19 protein-coding genes are annotated in these 19,660 nt (G+C 55.9%); 10 read left to right on the top strand and 9 right to left on the bottom strand.

Going from position 1 to position 19,660, the window contains the following annotated elements:
- The first annotated feature begins 15 nt into the window (after nt 1–15).
- Nucleotides 16–1,623, top strand: a complete 1,608-nt coding sequence (locus tag NG99_RS13710; protein ID WP_034893766.1) for a sensor domain-containing diguanylate cyclase — start codon at nt 16–18, stop codon at nt 1,621–1,623.
- A gap of 102 nt (nt 1,624–1,725) precedes the next feature.
- The gene (locus NG99_RS13705) at nt 1,726–2,799 is read left to right on the top strand and encodes an AI-2E family transporter (protein ID WP_034893763.1); all 1,074 of its coding nucleotides are present in this window, start codon (nt 1,726–1,728) and stop codon (nt 2,797–2,799) included.
- A gap of 66 nt (nt 2,800–2,865) precedes the next feature.
- On the opposite strand, the gene bcp is transcribed toward NG99_RS13705, so the two are convergent.
- Entirely contained in the window at nt 2,866–3,333 is a 468-nt protein-coding gene (gene bcp / locus NG99_RS13700; protein WP_034893760.1) for a thioredoxin-dependent thiol peroxidase, read from the bottom strand.
- Nucleotides 3,311–3,904 carry a glycine cleavage system transcriptional repressor gene (locus tag NG99_RS13695; protein ID WP_034893757.1) on the bottom strand — a complete coding sequence of 198 codons (594 nt, stop codon included), beginning with the start codon at nt 3,902–3,904 and terminating at the stop codon, nt 3,311–3,313. Before NG99_RS13695 ends, bcp begins: the two co-directional genes overlap by 23 nt.
- 157 nt (nt 3,905–4,061) lie before the next feature.
- Here NG99_RS13695 and dapA point away from each other — a divergent pair, with 157 nt between their 5' ends.
- From dapA to NG99_RS13670, 5 genes are all read left to right on the top strand, one after another.
- Complete coding sequence (gene dapA / locus NG99_RS13690; protein ID WP_034893754.1) at nt 4,062–4,940, top strand: 4-hydroxy-tetrahydrodipicolinate synthase; 879 nt, start codon at nt 4,062–4,064, stop codon at nt 4,938–4,940.
- Nucleotides 4,941–4,955: 15 nt separating this feature from the next.
- Complete coding sequence (gene bamC, locus NG99_RS13685; RefSeq protein WP_034893751.1) at nt 4,956–5,990, top strand: outer membrane protein assembly factor BamC; 1,035 nt, start codon at nt 4,956–4,958, stop codon at nt 5,988–5,990.
- Between the two features lie 133 nt (nt 5,991–6,123).
- Nucleotides 6,124–6,837, top strand: a complete 714-nt coding sequence (purC, locus tag NG99_RS13680) for a phosphoribosylaminoimidazolesuccinocarboxamide synthase (RefSeq protein ID WP_034893749.1) — start codon at nt 6,124–6,126, stop codon at nt 6,835–6,837.
- A 170-nt stretch (nt 6,838–7,007) separates the two neighbouring features.
- Nucleotides 7,008–7,871: a KPN_02809 family neutral zinc metallopeptidase gene (gene ypfJ / locus NG99_RS13675; protein ID WP_034893746.1), complete on the top strand. Its 864-nt coding sequence runs from the start codon at nt 7,008–7,010 to the stop codon at nt 7,869–7,871.
- Nucleotides 7,872–7,882: 11 nt separating this feature from the next.
- The gene (locus NG99_RS13670; RefSeq protein ID WP_034894067.1) at nt 7,883–9,886 is read left to right on the top strand and encodes a tRNA(Met) cytidine acetyltransferase TmcA; all 2,004 of its coding nucleotides are present in this window, start codon (nt 7,883–7,885) and stop codon (nt 9,884–9,886) included.
- Nucleotides 9,887–9,940: 54 nt separating this feature from the next.
- On the opposite strand, the gene NG99_RS13665 is transcribed toward NG99_RS13670, so the two are convergent.
- From NG99_RS13665 to NG99_RS13650, 4 genes are all read right to left on the bottom strand, one after another.
- Nucleotides 9,941–10,129, bottom strand: coding sequence for a YpfN family protein (locus tag NG99_RS13665; RefSeq protein WP_034893743.1), 189 nt, complete (start codon nt 10,127–10,129; stop codon nt 9,941–9,943).
- A 17-nt stretch (nt 10,130–10,146) separates the two neighbouring features.
- Nucleotides 10,147–11,274 carry a succinyl-diaminopimelate desuccinylase gene (gene dapE, locus NG99_RS13660; protein ID WP_034893739.1) on the bottom strand — a complete coding sequence of 376 codons (1,128 nt, stop codon included), beginning with the start codon at nt 11,272–11,274 and terminating at the stop codon, nt 10,147–10,149.
- A gap of 2 nt (nt 11,275–11,276) precedes the next feature.
- Entirely contained in the window at nt 11,277–11,636 is a 360-nt protein-coding gene (locus NG99_RS13655) for an ArsC family reductase (RefSeq protein WP_034893736.1), read from the bottom strand.
- A 73-nt stretch (nt 11,637–11,709) separates the two neighbouring features.
- Nucleotides 11,710–12,561: a DUF6216 family protein gene (locus NG99_RS13650; protein ID WP_034893733.1), complete on the bottom strand. Its 852-nt coding sequence runs from the start codon at nt 12,559–12,561 to the stop codon at nt 11,710–11,712.
- A gap of 283 nt (nt 12,562–12,844) precedes the next feature.
- On the opposite strand from NG99_RS13650, the gene NG99_RS13645 reads away from it, so the two are divergent.
- Nucleotides 12,845–13,039 (top strand): hypothetical protein, encoded by a 195-nt coding sequence (locus NG99_RS13645; RefSeq protein WP_034893730.1) that lies wholly within the window; start codon nt 12,845–12,847, stop codon nt 13,037–13,039.
- 41 nt (nt 13,040–13,080) lie between these two features.
- Here the strand turns inward: NG99_RS13645 and NG99_RS13640 are convergent, their stop codons facing one another.
- A complete protein-coding gene (locus tag NG99_RS13640; protein ID WP_034894064.1) occupies nt 13,081–13,515 on the bottom strand; it encodes a GNAT family N-acetyltransferase in 435 nt (144 codons plus the stop codon).
- A gap of 199 nt (nt 13,516–13,714) precedes the next feature.
- Here NG99_RS13640 and ypfM point away from each other — a divergent pair, with 199 nt between their 5' ends.
- On the top strand, nt 13,715–13,777 hold the full coding sequence (gene ypfM, locus NG99_RS30210; RefSeq protein ID WP_157032631.1) for a protein YpfM: 63 nt from the start codon (nt 13,715–13,717) through the stop codon (nt 13,775–13,777).
- A 65-nt stretch (nt 13,778–13,842) separates the two neighbouring features.
- Here ypfM and acrD read toward each other — a convergent pair whose 3' ends face one another.
- Nucleotides 13,843–16,971, bottom strand: coding sequence for a multidrug efflux RND transporter permease AcrD (gene acrD, locus NG99_RS13635; protein ID WP_034893727.1), 3,129 nt, complete (start codon nt 16,969–16,971; stop codon nt 13,843–13,845).
- Nucleotides 16,972–17,232: 261 nt separating this feature from the next.
- Entirely contained in the window at nt 17,233–18,888 is a 1,656-nt protein-coding gene (gene narQ / locus NG99_RS13630; RefSeq protein WP_034893725.1) for a nitrate/nitrite two-component system sensor histidine kinase NarQ, read from the bottom strand.
- 360 nt (nt 18,889–19,248) lie between these two features.
- Here narQ and NG99_RS13625 point away from each other — a divergent pair, with 360 nt between their 5' ends.
- Nucleotides 19,249–19,524: a YdgH/BhsA/McbA family protein gene (locus NG99_RS13625; RefSeq protein ID WP_034893722.1), complete on the top strand. Its 276-nt coding sequence runs from the start codon at nt 19,249–19,251 to the stop codon at nt 19,522–19,524.
- Nucleotides 19,525–19,660: the final 136 nt, after the last annotated feature.

Below are 19,660 nucleotides of genomic sequence, written 5' to 3'. Positions count from 1 at the left end.
CACCGAGGTGAGTTCATGTTGAGGCTGGCTCGCCCCAAGACGGACTTACGCACGCTTATTACACTCTTAGCCGTGGCCAGCATTGTGATTACGCTGGCTAACTCCCTGTACGCCACCTGGCGAGTCCAGCGCGAAGTCCTGATCAATAATACGCTGGAATTTAACCGCGTTTACGCCACGAAACTGGCTTCCACCACCGAACTGTTTTTCCAACTGGCGCAGTCTCAGCTGGCGTTCAGCGCAAATATACTGAGCGACGGCATGGATGACGATGCGGTGTTGCAAAGCGAGGTTGAACGCCTGCGTACGCAGACCAACAGCTTCAACTCGGTGGTGGTGGTTGACGCTAAGGGCTGGGTCAAAGCGGTCTCTCCCGAGTCGCTAATGCTGAAAGGGGTGCGCCTGACCTCTAATTCCGCTAGCCAGGCGCTAGCCGAACGCAAACCGCTGATTGGCAAGCCGGGCATCTCGGCGGCCAATAACCTGATCGTCTCCGTCTCCTGGCCCATCTGGTCGAAAACCGGCAGCTATTTGGGCTATATCGGCGGCAGCATCTATCTGAAGAAGACCAGCATCCTCAACGAGCTGCTGGGCGAGCAGTTTTACCGCGACGGCTCTTCGCTCTACGTGGTGGATAGCGATAATCGGGTGCTGTATCACCAAAACGGCAAGCTGGTAGGGCAGCAAATCGCACCGCTGATCGGCGACGAGGTTCGGCAGAAGAACAGCAACGGCTATCAGCAGATCCCGAAAGCCAGCGGCGAGTCGATGCTGGCAGGCTATGCAACGGTTCCCACGGCGGGCTGGATGATTGTGGCGATGAAGCCTACCCAGACCACTCTTGAGCCGCTGAACAGTTTGCTGCTGAAGGTGCTACAGCATTCGGTGCCGTTTGCGCTGCTCACGCTGATGTGCGCCTGGATACTGGCCCGCCTGATCGCTTTACCGCTGTGGCAACTGGCCCGCAAAGCCAGCCAGATGGATGCGCCGGGCGTTTCGAAGGATATCAGAGGCATTCGCTCCTGGTATTATGAGGCGGCGCAAATCAAACGTGCCATGCTGGCAGGGATTGGTCTGTTGCAGGATAAAATCGGCCGCCTGAAGTCTGAGGTGCAGACCGATCCGATGACGGAGCTGCTTAACCGTCGCGGTCTGAATGCAGTGCTGGAGTATTTTCTCGCTACGCGGCAGCCCTTCGCGGTGCTGGCTCTGGATATTGACCACTTCAAGCAAGTGAACGATAGCTGGGGCCACGACGTGGGCGACAGCGTGATCAAAAGCGTGGCGCAAGAGCTGAGGAAAAGCTCGCGGCAGACCGATGTGGTATGCCGCAACGGCGGCGAGGAGTTTCTGATGATCCTGCCGGGCGCCGACCGCGAGATGGCGATGGCGATCGCTGAGCGGGTGCGGAAGAAAATCGAGCAGCAGGAGCTGCCCGTGGTCAGCCATATTTCGATTTCGATCGGCGTGGCCTTCTGGTCGGCCGACGATATGCCGATGGACAGGGTCTTCAAGCTGGCAGACGATGCGCTTTATCAGGCGAAAAACGCCGGTCGTAATCGCGTAGTGTCCTGCCTGCCGGACGACGACGAATCGCTACAGCCGCATCGTCATCTCGGTTAATCCGTTGCTCTCCGGGCAGAATGCGTTACCCGGAGAGCAACGCGACAGCACCACACCCTTTCAGGTAAACTGTTTCCCCCTCCGCAAGCAAGGACGTTTCCCATGCTGGACCTCTTAATACAGTGGTATCGCCGCCGCTTCAGCGATCCGCAGGCGATTGCGCTACTGGCCATTCTGATCGCCGCGTTCTGCATTCTGTTTTTCTTTAATGGACTGCTGGCGCCGCTGCTGGTCGCGTTGGTGGTGGCGTATCTGCTGGAGTGGCCAACCGTACGCCTGGAGCGTCTCGGCTGCTCACGAACCTGGGCGACCACCATTGTGCTGATTATTTTTGCCTCTTTACTGCTGGTATTGGTGCTGGTGGTAGCGCCCGTCGCGTGGCAGCAGGGGATCAATCTGGCCCACGAAATGCCCACTATGCTCAATAACCTCTATCAGTACGCGACCCGCCTGCCGGAGCGCTTTCCGACCCTGATGGACGTGGGGATTGTGGATATCGTGGTGGAAAATCTGCGTAGCCGCCTGAGCGGCATGGGCGATCAGTTGGTGAAATACTCGCTGGCCTCGCTGATGGGGATTATGACGCTGGCTATCTATCTGGTGCTGGTGCCGCTGATGGTCTTTTTCCTGCTGAAGGATAAAGAGCAGATGCTGGCGGCCATCAGCCGGGTTCTGCCGCGTAATCGTGGCCTGGCCGGGCAGGTGTGGCAAGAGATGAACCAGCAGGTCTCCAACTATATTCGCGGAAAAGTGCTGGAGATGGTGGTGGTGGGGATTGCCAGCTGGGTTGGCTTCCTCGCCATCGGTATGAACTACTCGCTGCTGCTGGCGGTGCTGGTGGGCTTCTCGGTGCTGATCCCCTACGTCGGCGCGCTGGCGGTGACCCTCCCGGTGGTTGGCGTGGGCCTGGCGCAGTGGGGGCTCGGCAGCGACTTCTGGACGATGATCATCGTCTACCTGGTTATTCAGGCGCTGGACGGCAATATTCTGGTGCCGGTACTGTTCTCCGAAGCGGTAAACCTTCATCCGCTGGTGATCATGCTGTCGGTGGTGATTTTTGGCGGACTGTGGGGCTTCTGGGGCGTGTTCTTTGCTATTCCGCTGGCTACGCTGGTCAAAGCGGTGGTGCACGCCTGGCCGGACGAGCTGAATCTGGAACAGCACAAGCTGAAGTAGCCGAAGGCGAATAACAAAAATGGCGGAAGCAGAGTTCCGCCACAGGCACTGTCTCTTAGCGAACGATCAGGCTGACTTCAGGTATTCCATCACGATATCGTGGTGGTTGGAGGTTTTAAAGTCATCAAAGACCTTCTCGACCTTGCCATCCGTGCCAATCAGGAAGCTGACTCTGTGAATACCGTCATAGGTTTTGCCCATAAACGACTTTTCTCCCCAGATGCCAAACTGCTCGCAGACCTGATGATCTTCATCAGACAGCAGCGTGAAGTTCAGCAGCTCCTTCTCAATAAATCGCGACAGTTTTTCCGGCTTGTCGGTGCTGATGCCTAAGACATCAACGCCAGCGCTTTTCAGCTCATCCATGCTGTCGCGCAGGCCACAAGCCTGTACGGTGCAGCCAGGCGTCATCGCCTTCGGGTAGAAATACACCAGAACGCGCTGTCCCTGGAAGTCGGTCAAATTTACTTGTTCGCCATCCTGATCGGGCAAGCTAAATTTCGGTGCGGTATCACCGGCTTTCAGTGGATTCATCACTACTCTCCATTTTTTCATCATGCTGTGGATACTGGACGACGTTAATAGTGCCCTGTGCCTGCAATTCTGTACATAGTCGGTTAAATGCCTGCTCAATAAATGAGGCATCCTGACTGGCCGGACTGTGGGCGGTAATTTGAATATAGAGTAACGGCGGCCGATTTTCTTGTGCGGGCTGGGTGCGTGAGACCAGCTCGGCAATATTCATCTGATGCGAATCAAACAGATCGGTGAAGCGTTCAATAATGTGCGGCGAGTCTTTCACCTCCACCTGAACCCAGACCGTGGCGGGCATTGGCGGGCGTTCACGGAAGGTGGTGCGCTTCATTACTATCAACAGCTCCAGCTCCGCGCCTTTTAAAGGCAGCGTTGATTCAATCAGCGTAATCGCGTTCCAACTGCCGGAAAGCAGCATGATAAAGCTGAATTCCTCACCCAGCAGAGCCAGACGGCTATCTTCGATATTGCAACCGCAGCTGCTGACGTGGCGGGTGATAGTGTTAACTATGCCCGGGCGGTCAACCCCCAGCGCGGTGATAACCAGATGATGTTGCTGTGACTGCGGCAAAATGATGCTTCCTGTCCGTCATGGTGATTAGCAATTGTGATGAGCCTAAGGTAAACATAAAAAATACCCGCTGCCAAGGGTCTGGAGGGCTTGCCCGCTTGCTTTTAGAGTGCCGTAAACCGTACCATGAAGCACTTGTTTGTGGAGGGGATGGCAAATGTTCACGGGAAGTATTGTTGCACTCGTTACGCCGATGGATGACAAAGGGCATGTCTGCCGGGCGAGTTTAAAAAAACTGATTGATTATCATGTTGCCAGCGGAACCGCGGCAATCGTCTCCGTAGGGACCACCGGTGAATCCGCCACCCTAAGCCATGAAGAACATGGCGATGTGGTGATGATGACGCTGGAGCTGGCGGACGGCCGCATTCCGGTGATTGCCGGAACCGGCGCCAATGCCACCGCTGAAGGGATTGCGCTGACCAAACGCTTTGAAAAAAGCGGCGTGGTAGGCTGCCTGACCGTGACGCCTTACTATAACCGTCCCACCCAGGAAGGGTTGTATCAGCATTTTAAAGCGATTGCGGAAAGCACCGATTTGCCGCAGATGCTGTATAACGTGCCGTCGCGTACCGGTTGCGATATGCTGCCGGAAACGGTCGGCCGGCTGGCGAAATTAAAAAATATTATCGGAATCAAAGAGGCTACCGGGAACTTATCGCGGGTTAGTCAGATCCAAGAGCTGGTTGATGAAGATTTCATCCTGGTCAGCGGCGATGATGCCACCTGCCTCGACTTCATGCAGCTGGGCGGACAGGGCGTAATCTCTGTGACGGCAAACGTTGCCGCGCGCGAAATGGCGGAGCTGTGCAAACTGGCCAGCCAGGGCAACTTTGCCGAAGCGCGACGCCTTAATCAGCGCCTGATGCACCTGCATCAGAAGCTATTTATTGAGCCTAATCCTGTCCCGGTTAAATGGGCTGCTAAGCAGTTAGGATTAATTGCAACCGACACGCTGCGTCTGCCGATGACGCCGATGACTGATGCCGGTCGTCCGGTTGTTGAGCAGGCACTGAAAAGCGCAGGTCTGCTGTAAATTTAGGGAGTTTTAATGGCTTATTCAGTACAAAAGTCCACGGTAGCAAAAGTGGTAGGGCTTTCTTTGGTGATGCTGCTGGCAGCATGTTCCAGCGATCAGCGTTACAAGCGCCAGGTCAGCGGCGATGAATCTTATCTGAAAGCGGCTGACGTAAGCGATCTGCACGCACCGGCAGGCATGGTTATGCCGCTGCAGAATGGCGACTTTGATATTCCTCCCGCCAGCAGCACCGGCGCCATCGGCAAGCAGCTGGACATTCGTCCACCGGCCCAGCCGCTGGCGTTGATGAACGGCACCCGCACTCAGTTTGCCGGTAATTCAGGCGTACTGCTGTTGGAAAACGCCAGCTCCGGCTCACTGTGGCCTCAGGTGGTTGACGTTGTGCAGGCGAAGAATTACCCCATCGCCAGCCGCACCGACGCCAACCAGACGCTGAACACCGACTGGGTGCAGTGGAACCGGGCTGATGAAGATCATCAGTATCGCGGACGCTACCAGATCGCCGTGCAGCAGCAGGGCTATCAGCAGGCGCTGTCGGTTAAACTGCTGGAGCTACAGCAGGAAGGCAAGGTCATCAATTCTCCGGTCCAGCAGCAGCGCTATACCGCGCAGATGCTGAACGAGCTGAGCAGCGGGCTGGATCAAAATGAAACTTCTCGCGAGAATGCCGCCGCCAAACGCAGCTCGACGCAGATTGATGTACAGAGCGGCGCAGATGATACCGGCCTGCCGGATCTGATCCTTCGCGCACCGTACAATACCGTCTGGGAACGTCTGCCAGCGGCACTGCAACGCGTGGGCATGAAGGTGACCGATACCAACCGCTCTCAGGGCAGTCTGAGCGTGACCTACAAGGCGCTCGACAGCGATGAGTGGGACCAGCTGGGTGCGAAAGATCCGGGTCTGACCAACGGCGATTATAAGCTTCAGGTCGGCGATCTGGATAACCGCAGCAGCCTGCAGTTCCTCGATCCTAAAGGCCACACGCTGACCCAGTCGCAAAACGACGCGCTGGTCGCGGTGTTCCAGGCCGCCCTCAGCAAGTAAATCTTCACTCAGGCCGGAACCTTCCGGCCTTTTTTATTCCTCTGTACGTAAACGATTGCTTCGATTTTTTCGCCACAGAGAATAAACTGGTCAGGGCCCACTTTTTTCCGTTTTATTTTTGGAGTTAAACAAGATGCAAAAGCAAGCTGAGTTGTATCGCGGCAAAGCGAAAACCGTTTACAGCACCGAAAACCCGGATCTGCTGATACTCGAATTCCGCAACGATACGTCAGCACTGGACGGTGAGCGTATCGAACAGTTCGATCGCAAAGGAATGATTAACAACAAGTTTAATTATTTCATTATGACCAAACTGCAGGAGGCGGGTATCCCAACCCAGATGGAAGCCCTGCTGTCCGATAACGAAGCGCTGGTGAAAAAGCTGGATATGGTGCCGGTTGAGTGCGTGGTGCGTAACCGTGCGGCAGGCTCGCTGGTGAAGCGTCTTGGCGTGGAGGAGGGGCTGATCCTCAACCCGCCGCTGTTTGACCTGTTCCTTAAGGACGATGCCAAACACGATCCGATGGTGAACGAATCCTACTGTGAAACCTTTGGCTGGGTAAACAAAGAGAACCTGGCGCGGATGCGCGAACTGACCTACAAGGCCAACGAGGTGCTGAGCAAGCTGTTCGCCGACGCCGGACTGATCCTTGTCGACTTCAAGCTGGAGTTCGGCCTGTTCAAGGGTGAAGTGGTGCTGGGCGACGAGTTCTCCCCGGACGGCGCTCGCCTGTGGGATAAAAACACGCTGGAAAAAATGGACAAAGATCGTTACCGCCAGAGCCTGGGCGGCCTGATCGAAGCCTATGAAGAAGTGGCTAACCGTCTTGGCGTCAAGCTGGACTAAGTTACGCGGCTGCGGCTAATCTGCCGCAGCGTTTTCCCTCCCCAATCTTTCTCTTTTTCTCTCAGTCCTTAAGCCAAATGCCTGGTTATGCCCTTTACGCTGGTGTTAGCGTTGATGGACGACTAAAATCATGACATCAGTCGCGAAGTGTTTATAACGAGAGGTAATTTATGCGTTGGCAAGGGCGCCGTGAAAGCGATAACGTGGACGATCGCCGTAGTGAATCAGGCTCAATGGGCAGCGGAGGAATGCGCATCCCACGGGGCAAAGGCGGCATCATTTTGCTGATTGTGGTGGTGGTCGCCGGGTACTATGGCTACGACCTCAGTCCGCTGCTGACCGGTGAGTCTTCATCTGTTTCCCAGACTGCCCCGCAGCAGCGCCAGAGCATCAATCCTCAGCAGGATGAAGCGGCTAAATTCACCTCGGTGATGCTGGCGACGACGGAAGATACCTGGCAGCAGCTTTTCCAGAAAATGGGCAAAACCTACACTCCGCCTAAGCTGGTGATGTATCGCGGTTCCACGCGCACCGGCTGTGGTACCGGTCAGTCGGTAATGGGGCCTTTCTACTGCCCGGCAGACTCCACGGTGTATATCGACCTCTCTTTCTACGATGAGATGAAAAACAAACTTGGAGCGGATGGCGATTTCGCTCAGGGCTACGTTATTGCCCATGAGGTCGGTCACCATGTGCAGCATCTGCTGGGCATTGAGCAAAAAATTCGCCAGCTGCAGCAGGGGGCAAGCCAGACTCAGGTCAACCAGCTCTCAGTGAAAATGGAGCTTCAGGCCGACTGCTTTGCCGGCGTATGGGGCTACTACATGCAGAAGGAAAATGTGCTTGAGCCGGGCGATTTGCAGGAGGCGCTCAACGCCGCAGAAGCGATTGGCGATGACCGTCTTCAGCAGCGCGGGCAGGGCAGAGTGGTGCCGGACAGCTTTACCCACGGCACCTCTCAGCAGCGCTACAGCTGGTTTAAAAAAGGGTTTGATGGCGGTAATCCGGGCCAGTGCGATACGTTTAGCGGCTGATCGTGGCGGAGATTGAAGCCGCCCTGAACTTTACCGAAGCGCTCAGGCAGCAGGGGCTGCGGCAAATTCTGGTCATCAGCGGCGATGCGGAATGGTGCGAACGTCAGGCCGGGCAGTGGATGGCCTGGCTGCCGGGCGACTGGATGTGGCTTGGCGACGCGCCGCACAGTCCGCTACACTGCGCGCCCCAGGCGGCGAGAACGCTGCTGGGGCGCGAGTTCCTCCACGCGGTATTTGACGCCCGCGCTGGTTTTCATGCCGAAGCGCTTGCCGCGCTCTCCGGTACCTTAAAGGCCGGTAGCTGGCTGCTTGTGTTGGTGCCTGAGTGGTCGCGCTGGGCTACGCTGCCAGATACCGATTCGCTGCGCTGGAGCGAGCAAGCCTCACCGATTCCTTCCCCGCATTTTATCCGGCGTTTTCAGCGGCTGATCGAACAGGACGGGCAGATTGCCCTGCTGCGACAGCATCAGCCTTTTACGCTTCCTCCTCTTCCCTGCCAGCCAGCCTGGCGGCCTGACGATACCCGTCAGCAACAGCAGGTGCTGAACAGCCTGCTGGACAGCGAACCGGGGATCTCGGTGCTGATCGCCGCGCGAGGCAGGGGGAAATCCGCGCTGGCTGGGCTGCTGGCCGCTCGCTGGCCGGGACGCTGTCTGATCGCCGCTCCGGCCAAAGTGGCGACGGATGTGCTGGCTGAATTCGCCGGAGAAGCGTTTGAGTTTATCGCGCCTGACCGGCTGCTGGCGCTCAGCCCGCAACAGCGCCCTCAGGGCATTGACTGGCTGCTGGTCGATGAAGCGGCGGCTATTCCTGCTCCTCTTCTTAAACGACTGGTGAAGCTCTATCCCCGCACGCTGCTGACCTCGACGCTGCAAGGTTACGAGGGAACGGGACGCGGTTTTATGCTCAAGTTCTGCGCCAGCCTGCCCCAGGTCACACTCCTGAGGCTGGATCGGCCGCTGCGCTGGTCGGCGCAGGATCCGCTGGAGCATTTTATCAATCAGGCGCTGCTGTTTGATGACGCCGAACCGCAGCGGGATAGACGCCCTGTACGTTACGCTTTCCCTGAACAGTCCGCCTGGCTGACGGCCCCCGAGCAGCTTTCAGCCATGTACCGGCTGCTGACCAGCGCCCACTATCGCACCTCGCCGCTGGATCTCCGGCGAATGATGGATGCGCCGGGGATGCACTTTAGCCTGGCCTCGCAGGGTGAAACGGTACAGGGCGCGCTGTGGCTGGTTGATGAAGGCGGGCTGTCGGCCGGGCTGGCCGAGGCCGTCTGGGCAGGGAATCGTCGGCCCAGAGGCAATCTGGTCGCGCAGTCTCTGGCCGCACACGGGGGCTGGCCCGAAGCGGCCCGGCTGCGATCGCGGCGGATTAGCCGCATCGCGATTGCGCCCGACTGCCGCCGTCAGGGGATTGGACGCCAGATGGTGCAGCAAAGCCTGCACGCTGCGCAGGGGCTGGATTTTCTTTCGGTCAGTTTTGGCTACACGGAGGAGCTGTGGCATTTCTGGCAAGAGTGTGGTTTCCAACTGATGCGTTTTGGCAGTCAGCGCGAGGCCAGCAGCGGCTGCTATACGGCGATGGCGATTCTGCCGCTAAGCAAAGAGGCTGAAGCGCTGGCCCGGCGCGGATCGCATCGCCTGCGGCGTGACTGGCCCTGGTTACAGCGCCTGACTCCTGAAGTCAACCTTGCGCTTGCACCGGTCGGCGATCGGCACCTTGATGAAGAGGACTGGCGGGAGCTGGCCGGTTTTGCCTGGGGACAGCGGCCTTTCGAGGTCAGCATGGGGGCGTTAGGGCGGCTGGTCAGCGACAGCCAGCAAGCCTTACCTTTGCTACGTGGGGCGATCGTCGCGGGGCTTTCGCCCGCGGAGCTGAGCCAGCAGTTTGGCTTATCAGGTAAAAAGGCACTGCTGTCCAGCTGGCGGCAGGAAGCGCAAACGGCGCTGAATGCGCTGGACGCTTCGCGAAGCAGCCGCTGGCAGGCTTATCTCAACTCATTATCCTGAGAGGGCGGCGCGGCGGGGAAAAACCAGGCAGGGGAGATCACCCCTGCGCTAACGTTATTTCTTCTTCGGCCAGTCTTCGTCATCGTCCCACTTGTCGTTGAAATCCCGATGCGGCGGCAAATCCGGCTTGTTATCGATAGATTTTTTGTGATCGATGCGCTTAAGATCTTTGTAGACGTTCATCAGTACGCCCACCATCAGTACGATCACCAGCAGCCACCAATACTCTTTCAGCCATTCCATCTTCTCACCTTAGTCGCTTATGCGATCAGCTGTTCCATAATCCGCTGGTACATGCGGCTCAGCAGTTGCAGGTCCGAGGCTTTGACACACTCATTGATTTTATGAATGGTGGCGTTCACCGGACCCAGTTCGACCACCTGGGCACCCATCCGGGCGATAAATCGTCCGTCAGAGGTTCCGCCAGTGGTCTGCAACTGCGGTTTGATTTCATTATAGTGCGCAACGGCATTTACCACCGCATCCACCAGCCTGCCGCGAGAAGTCAGAAACGGCTGGCCGGAAACCTTCCATTCCAGCGTGTAGCGCAGCTGATGGCGCTCCAGCAGCGCCTGCACCTGCTGTTTAATCATCTCTTCGGTCAGCTCGGTGCTGAAGCGGAAGTTAAACTGCACAAAGAGCTCGCCAGGGATAACGTTGTTGCTGCCCGTCCCCGCCTGCACGTTAGCAATCTGCATACTGGTCGGAGGGAAAAACTCGTTGCCCTGGTCCCACTCGGTAGCCACCAGCTCATTCAGCGCGGGCAGGGCGCGATGCACCGGATTGTCGGCCAGATGCGGATAGGCGACGTGGCCCTGAACCCCATGCAGGGTCAGGTTGGCGGTCATCGAGCCGCGACGGCCATTTTTCACCACGTCACCGACGATTGTGGTGCTGGAAGGTTCGCCGACCAGGCAGTAATCCATGCGCTCTTTACGCGCCATCAGCGCTTCAACCACTTTCACCGTGCCGTTAGTCGCGTTGGCTTCTTCGTCAGAGGTGATCAGAAAAGCCAGGCGGCCCTTATGCTGCGGATGACCGGTAACAAAACGCTCTGCCGCCACGATCATCGCTGCCAGTGAGCCTTTCATATCCGCCGCGCCGCGACCATAGAGCATACCGTCGCGAATGGTGGGTTCAAACGGCGGATTAGTCCACAGCCTGGCCTCACCGGTTGGCACTACGTCGGTATGTCCGGCAAAGGCCAGCGTCTCGCCCTGTCCGCGCCAGGCCCAGAAGTTCAGGGTATCGCCAATGTTCATCGGCTCAATGGTAAAGCCCAGCGCCTGCAGGCGTTTGATCATGATAGCCTGACAACCGGCATCATCCGGGCTGAGGGAAGGGCGACGAATAAGCTGCTGCGTCAGCTCAATGACCGGACAGAACATAATCAGGACTTCTCCGAAATAAATTGCTGGTAAGTGGATTCGCTAAAACCCAGCAGCATAGAACCGTCTGCGCCGCAGAGCAACGGGCGTTTGATTATTGCTGGCTGTTCCAGCATCAGCTCGCGAGCGGCGGCAGCGTTATTCACCGCGCTGCGCGCCTCTTCGCTAAGCTTGCGCCAGGTGGTGCCGCGCGTGTTCAGCAGCGCTTCCCAGCCGAGCACCTCAATAAAACCCTGTAGCGTCGCGCTGTCGAGACCGTCCGCGCGGTAATCATGAAACTGGCAGTCCACGCCGTTCGCTTCCAGATATTTGCGGGCCTTCTTTATGGTGTCGCAGTTTTTGATGCCGTACATTTTGAACATGTAATTCTTAACTCCTTCTTTCTGCAGTAATTGTGTTCAGCTAAGCCATTTTTCTCGCTGATTATCAGCAAATCTATAGCGAGTGTTGGGTCATATATTCATGAACTTTTCTTCTGATCATATTTCTTGCGTCATAGCTGGACAGCATTCGTGATAGTTTAACGATTAAAAAAATCAGGAAGAGCAACAGTCCAGCGGCGAAGAACAGCAAATATTTTTGCTTCCTGATAGTTTCTTTGATGAAGAGTTGCTGTTTCGCGGAGGTGAATGAAGCGCAGATTATTTTTATCTGTTCGTCATTCATTCCCGATGCAGATTTGAACTTGACGGTAGGCTCAGGGAACTTGCTGCATTGTTCAGGGGTTATTTCCCAGTTGAGCGAGTTTTTAGTAAAAGGCAGGTAATGGGGGAAGATATTCTTTGCGGAGTGGCTATCTATCCAGAAGGTACTGTTATCGCTTTTAAACGTTAACGCCGCTGAATTCCGGACACCCAACGTGGTGAAGAACAGGGTAAGAATAAGCGTGGAAACAGAGAGAGAAAGGATGCATAAATGGACTGGCCACGTTGGCGTCGTTATTTTTAAACGATCGATATCAAACCAGCCTTTGGCATTTGAAATCTCTTTCAGGCTGATATCATACTTCTCATACCAGATTTTGAATTTCTTAATCTGTTTAATGCTGGTGGCTCTGCCATTGAAAACAACGTTATATCTTTCGATGTCATTTCTGTCATGGACCAGCGATTGAAGATCGCTGTGATTGAAGTTTTTTTCACCGGAGATCAGATTCCAGATTCTGCTAAAGAGGCTATAGCCTGAACCGGCACGATGATAGATATAATAGATAAAAAGAATAATGAGGATAATAGAAATAATGGTTTTTAACTGGCTGTTTAAAATCCATGACGTCAAGCTTTCCATTTATTTTCCTTAAAATAACTTATATCTGCAATAAGTACAAAACTGTAGCAAATTTTTAATGTATTGTGAAAAAATTATTTAAAATCAGCCCTTCTTTCAGGAAGAGAGGAATAATCAGCTAAATCTGACTAAAAAGGGCGTTCGATCACCTTCTTTTTCCTGTGGGTTTCAACTATATTCGATACTGTTCAGGCGGTTAGTCCACAGCGGACGCGCCTGCGAGGCAGCAGGGATGCCAGGCATATCATCACCCAGACAGAGACTTAGCGTAAGGAGGGACAACATGAACTATTTGAAAGCGTCTTCCGCCCATACGGTTGAAGAGACCCAATCGATGATCGTCATCGCCAGGAAGAAAAAAACCCGTTGTGATGAGTTTAATCACATCGTTGAGGCGGTGCTGGCGGAATACCCTGACGCCAAAACGCATATCGACAGTGAAAGCGGCGGATACGATAAAGTGATTGTTCTGAAATAACAGTGGATGTGTCGCGTCCGGGGGGCTGAGCCCCCCGTGGGCTACTCGCTGATAAACCCCTTTTCCTGTAACCTGAGTAGCGCCGTCCCTTCAGCATAAATCATCCCGGTGGTTAATGACGCGTATCCCAGCTTCTGGTAGAAGCTGATTTTGTCCGGCATTGAGTAAATAAACACCTTCCCGCAGGGTGCCAGCGATGCCATGATCGCCGCCATTAGCTGCCCGCCATAACCCCTTCCCTGATAAGCCTCGTCGACAATCACGTCAGACAGATACGACGCCCAGGTCATATCGCTGATCGCGTGCGCGGTAGCCATCAGCCTGCCGTCGACATAGCCAAACCAGACAAACTGAGAATGCTGATAAGCGCGCTGAAGCACCTCGGGATCGCGGCGACTCAGCCCGGCACGTTCGATTAAATCGGCCAGTTGCTGCCAGTTGACGCGCGGAGAGTCGGAGGTGGTGCTTAGTCGCATTTGATGCATAAAAGTCCCTCTGGTTTTCAAACGATAATCACACTATGGCGTGACCGGCCTGTCTTAGCGAGAGAAGTGTGCTCTGCCACACAAATTACAGTTTTGATCGAAACTGAAGAAGCGAACGCTGGACGAAAACTGTTCCCTTTACCTTAAGATTAATCTTATAATTGAGCCACAATAAAAGAGGGGGTGATTTATGATTGATTTAGAACTAGGGAACTGGAAAGACTTTATCGAAGCGATGTTATCCCGTAAATAACACTCTCTTTAAGCAAAGCGTATCCAGAAGAGAAAAAGGCAGCCCGGTCAAGGCTGCCTTTTTTGTTATTGCAACGGCGTATTCACCGGTTTCTCTTTGATCGGGAAGCGCCGCCTCACCAACACGAAGAACAGCGGTACGAAGAAGATCGCCAGAATAGTGGCAGAGATCATGCCGCCCATGACGCCAGTCCCCACCGCATGTTGGCTGCTGGAACCGGCGCCGTTGCTAATCGCCATCGGCAGCACGCCGAAGATAAAGGCCAGCGAGGTCATCAGAATGGGGCGCAGGCGCTGCCTTGACGCCTCCAGCGTCGCCTCCAGCAGGTCGCGGCCTTTACTGTTGATCTCGTTAGCGAATTCGACGATCAGAATGGCGTTTTTCGCCGACAGGCCAATCACCGTCAGTAGCCCAACCTGGAAGTAGACATCGTTTTCCAGCCCGCGTACCCAGGTGGCAATCAGCGCGCCGATCACCCCAAGCGGCACCACCAGCATCACCGAGAACGGGATCGACCAGCTCTCATACAGCGCCGCAAGGCAGAGAAATACCACCAGCAGCGAGATGGCGTAGAGGGCAGGGGCCTGCGAGCCAGACATGCGCTCCTGATAGGACGCGCCGGTCCACTGCAGGCCGAAGCCGCCAGGCAGTTTGCTGACCAGATTTTCCATCACGTCCATAGCGGTACCGGTACTGACGCCCTGCGCGGATTCCCCAACAATTTCAACCGCCGAATAGCCGTTGTAGCGTTCCAGCCGCGGCGATCCGGTTTCCCAACTGGTGGTGGCGAAGGCGGTGAACGGCACCATGCCGCCGCTGCTGTTGCGCACGTACCACTTGCTGATGTCATCCGGCAACATGCGGTATTTCGCCGCCGCCTGAACGTAAACTTTCTTCACGCGGCCACGATCGAGGAAGTCATTGACGTAGGTCGATCCCCAGCCGGTTTGCAGCGTGTTGTTGATGTCATCAATGGAAACCCCAAGTGCCTGCGCCTTATGCTGATCGACATTGATCCGCAACTGCGGCGTATCATCCAGACCATTGTGGCGCACGCGGATCAGCGAGGCATTCCCCTCCGCCGCGCTAAGCAGCAGGTCACGCGCCTTCATTAATGCATCGTGTCCCTGGCCGGCATGATCCTGCAGCTCCATATCAAATCCGGCAGAGTTGCCCAGGCCGGTAATGGCTGGCGGGCTACTGGCAATAACGCGGCCCTCTTTAATTTTTTTAAAGGCCCTGGTCGCGCGCTCGATAATGGCAAACGAGGTATTGTCCGCGCCGTGACGATCGCCCCAGTCCTTCAGCCGCACGAACATACGCGCCACATTCTGACCATTCCCCCCCGGTCCCGCGCCGATGGTCGAGAAGACGGAAAGCACGTTATCTTTCTCTTTGGTTAAATAGTACTGTTCAACCGTGTTGACCACTTTGTTGGTTTCCTGCAGCGTCGAGCCGGGCGGGAGCTGAACCTGAGTAGTAAACACGCCGCGATCTTCCAGCGGCAGGAAAGAAGTCGGCAGGCGCAGAAACAGAAAGGCCATCCCGGCGATTAACAACAAATACAGCAGCATCCAGCGCCCGGCTTTTGCCAGAATGCGGCCGACGCCGCGCTCATAGCGCTCGGCATTGCTGTTGAACATACGGTTAAACCAGCCAAAGAAGCCTTTGCGCCCATGATGGTGTCCCTGTGGGATCGGCTTAAGCAGCGTAGAGCACAGGGCCGGGGTGAGGATCATCGCCACCAGCACCGACAGCACCATCGCGGAAACGATAGTGACCGAAAACTGGCGGTAAATTGCGCCAGTGGTGCCGCCGAAGAAGGCCATAGGGATAAATACGGCAGACAGTACCAGCGCAATACCCACCAGCGCTCCCTGAATCTGCCCCATCGATTTCCTCGTGGCGTCGCGGGGCGAAAGTCCTTCTTCGCTCATGATTCGCTCGACGTTTTCCACCACCACGATGGCATCGTCCACCAGTAGTCCAATAGCCAGCACCATGGCAAACATCGTCAGGGTGTTGATGCTGAAACCGAAGGCAGAAAGAATGGTGAAGGTGCCCAGCAGCACCACCGGAACGGCAATCGTCGGGATCAGCGTGGCGCGGAAATTCTGCATAAACAGATACATCACCACAAACACCAGCATCACCGCTTCAACCAGCGTTTTAACCACATCCTCGATCGAGGCCTTCACAAATGGCGTGGTTTCGTAAGCGATTTCGGCCTTCAGCCCGTGCGGAAAGTAGTGGGAAAGCTCGTCAATACGCGCACGAACCAGCTCATCGGTTTGCAGCTCGTTGGCGCCGGAGGCCAGCTTGATGCCCAGCCCGGAGGCGGGCTGGCCGTTATACTGGCTGAGGAAATCATACTTCTCAGCGCCGAGCGCGATATCCGCCACGTCGCCAAGTTTCACTTCCGAACCGTCCTGATTTACCCGCAGGGTGATATTGCGAAACTGCTCTGGGGTATTCAGCAGCGACTGTGAGTTGATGGTGGCGTTCAGCGCCTGCTTATCGACGGAAGGTAACCCGCCCAGTTGGCCCACCGCCACCTGGCTGTTCTGCGCCTCGATGGCGGTGACGATATCCGAGGTCGTGAGGGCGTAATTAATCATTTTATTCGGGTCAAGCCAGATGCGCATCGCATACTGCGATCCGTAAGCATCCACTTCCCCCACGCCGTCAATGCGGCTGAGTGGGTCCTGCACGTTGCTGGCGACGTAGTCGGAGATGTCCTGTTTACCCATGCTGCCGTCGGTCGAAACAAACGCCACCATCAGAATATTGGTATCCCCGGTTTTGGTGACGGTGACCCCCTGAGACTGCACGTCCTGCGGCAGCTTGCGCAGCGCGGATTGCAGCTGGTTTTGCACCTGCTGGCGCGCCTCGTCTGGATTTGTCCCGGCGGTGAAGGTCAGCGTGATAGTGGCCTGGCCGGTATTACTGCTCTGCGACGACATATACATCAGGTTATCGATGCCGGTCATGTTCTGTTCGATAACCTGGGTCACGGTGTTTTCCAGCGTTTCCGCCGAAGCGCCAGGGTAGTTAGCCGTGATACGAACGTTGGGGGGAGCAAGATCGGGATATTGCTCAACGGGAAGGGAAAAAATCGCCAGTGTGCCGGTCAGGCAAAGCAAAATCGCTATCACCCAGGCGAAGATCGGGCGATCGATAAAAAAATTCGCCATTGAATAAAGCTCCAGGCAAGTCGTCAGAAAAGGAAATGCGCCAGCCTTTTCCCTGAGGCGCGGGATGCTGAACGTCAGTCCGCCGCAAATTTTTTTAGTTTATTCAATATGCTTTGGCTGAGTTCACTTTACCCTCAGGTAGGTGAATAATCGTGGAGAAATTGAGGAGAAAATGTAAATTATCGTGCTAATTCGTCCACTAAGATTATCTGGCAGCCCTTGTGCCGTCACGCTGTTGTCGTAAACAGCGCAACCGGCAGACTAAGTGGGGAAGCGCAGTGAGACGACTGTTCCCTTTTGGCTTGCTGAAGAAATGTTGAGCTCTCCTCCCAGACTGGCTGTACGCTCGCGCATTATCGACAGGCCGTAATGGCCGGGCGGCGAGATTTTGTCGCCGATGCCGATACCATTATCCTGAATTTCAATGACATTCTGCCCTTCAGCCGGGCAGCTACAGTGGATCTCAATTCTCGACGCCTGCGCATGGCGGATCGCGTTGAGCAGGGCCTCACGGACGATTTGCAGTACGTGTACCTGTTTCTGCGCTTCCAGCTGGCGAGGTTCAGGTTCGCTCACCAGCACGATGTCCGCGCTGGACTGTTCGCTAAGCGTCGTTATCACCTGGCGCAGCGCGGTGGCTAAATCGGCAGGCTCAATCGACAGGCGGAAAGTGGTTAACAGTTCCCGCAGCTGGAGGTTTGCTTCCGTCAGAGCGCGATCGATTTCGCCCACGATAGCCTGAGCCGGTAACGCGTTGCCCTCCGATACGCGCTTCAGCCGCGCAAGCTGGATGCGCAGATAGGCAAGAGATTGTGCCAGCGAGTCATGCAGCTCGCGGGCGATGGTGGCGCGCTCTTCCATTACCAGCAGGTGGCGAACCTTTTGCTGCGCGCGATCGAGCAGCACCGACCTGGCCAGCATTGTCGCCACTCCCTGCATCAGCTGAGGCTCGCTACTCTGCGCCTGCCAGCGCAGAGTAGCGCCTTCCGTATCCAGCGGCAGGGTAAGCCAGGCCAGGCTTGGGTCAGGCTGACCGGCGCTGAGGGGGCCGTGCGGCGGGGCGCTTATTTCGATCGCGCAGAAACTTTCGTGTTCTGCCACCAGCTCAAGCACTTCCGGCCAGGCCCGGGCGGGATCGAGGTAGCGGCTGAGCGTCTCTGAGCACTGATAAAGCAGGGCCAGACGGCGATTGGCGAGGCGCAGGTCGCTGGTTTTCTCTTTCACCGCCAGCTCAAGACTTTGATAGAGTTTTTCCAGCTCGGAGGTCATGCGGGCAAAGGCCCGGGCCAGCACGCCCAGCTCGTTTGGCAGCCGGGTATCCAGCGTCGTATGGTGAAAACGGGCGTGCTCAATGGCGTTACTGGCCATCACCAGCTGATTCAGCGGGGCCACCACCTGACGTTTAACCAGGCGCAGCGTCCAGATGACCAGCAGCGCGATCGCCGCAAAGCCCAGCAGGCTGACCCCGGCAACCAGCTTCATTTTCAGTTCGGCCCAGTGCTGTAACGCCAGCACGAAGCGATCGATCTGCGCGACATAAAGAGAAACGTTCTGTTGGTAGTGTCGGGTATTGCCCGCCGCCAGATCCGGCTGCAAGGTTTGCCAGTCCTGTAGCAGCGCGTGATAGCGCGTCCTGACGCTGTTCGGGACATAAAGCCGATCCAGCGCCTTTAGCGCCGGGGCTTCAACCGACTGCTGGTACGCCGCGATATCTCGCGGCAGCTCAGAGGTCAGGCTGGCGGCATCCCAGGCCAGTCGATAACTCTGCATACGCAGCGACCCGGCAATATTAACGGCTTCGGCATCGCGCAGGCTGGTGGCGAGCGTCAGCAGCGCCAGGCCGGACGAGAGCACCGAGAGCAGCACAATGGCGAACAACATGCGGCCCAGGCTGCTGGTTACGGAACGCTTAAACATCCATCGCTTCCTTATAGTAGCGTTGCGGTCAGTATAGCGGTAACGCCCGGCAAAACATTGACCTGGGTGCCAGGCAGAAAGAATGTTCAAAACGTGCTCTTTATCGCTTGAAGCCAGCCCTTATGCTGGTTACAGTGCTTACATCCCCAACAAAAGTGGCGGTATTTATTTCAGCAGCGGCTGTTGAGACACATCCTTTTACAGTCCAGGTTAAATGTAACTTTCATTGACACTTCTTTGGACAGCACCTCAATCTCTTCACAATCCTTAAACACTTTTACCCCATTGCCACGCTGCTTTTCATTAGCAGGGTCATAATTAATCTCGTGACGAATGATAACTTCGACGAGGAAATAAATTATGAAGATGAAACTCCCTGCTCTGCTTGCCGCCACCCTTTTTGCCGCCACCTCTTTCTCAGCGCTGGCTGCCACCCAGGTCGACCGGGCACAGAGCCAGGATCTACAGGCTATGGGCACTGTTTCTGTGTCTGGCGTCAGTGGTTCACTGGATGATGCCACCCATCAGCTGTCGAAAAAAGCGGAAGAAATGGGGGCCAGCCACTACCGTGTCATTCGCGCGGATACCCCCGGTGATTCCAGCCTGTGGAGCGGTAACGCCGAGATTTACCGTTAAGTTTTACCCCTCAGTCCGACCCCTGTGTAGCCTTAGTGACCTCACTGAACCGACCGCCTGTTGCGGTCGGTTTTTTTATGCGCCAACCGGCAAAAATAACAAAAGCTCACGATTTCCCCGGCGGAATTTTTGCGTC

The organism is Erwinia typographi, assembly GCF_000773975.1.
Lineage (GTDB): Bacteria > Pseudomonadota > Gammaproteobacteria > Enterobacterales > Enterobacteriaceae > Erwinia > Erwinia typographi.
This window is presented reverse-complemented; position numbering and strand designations above follow the sequence as displayed.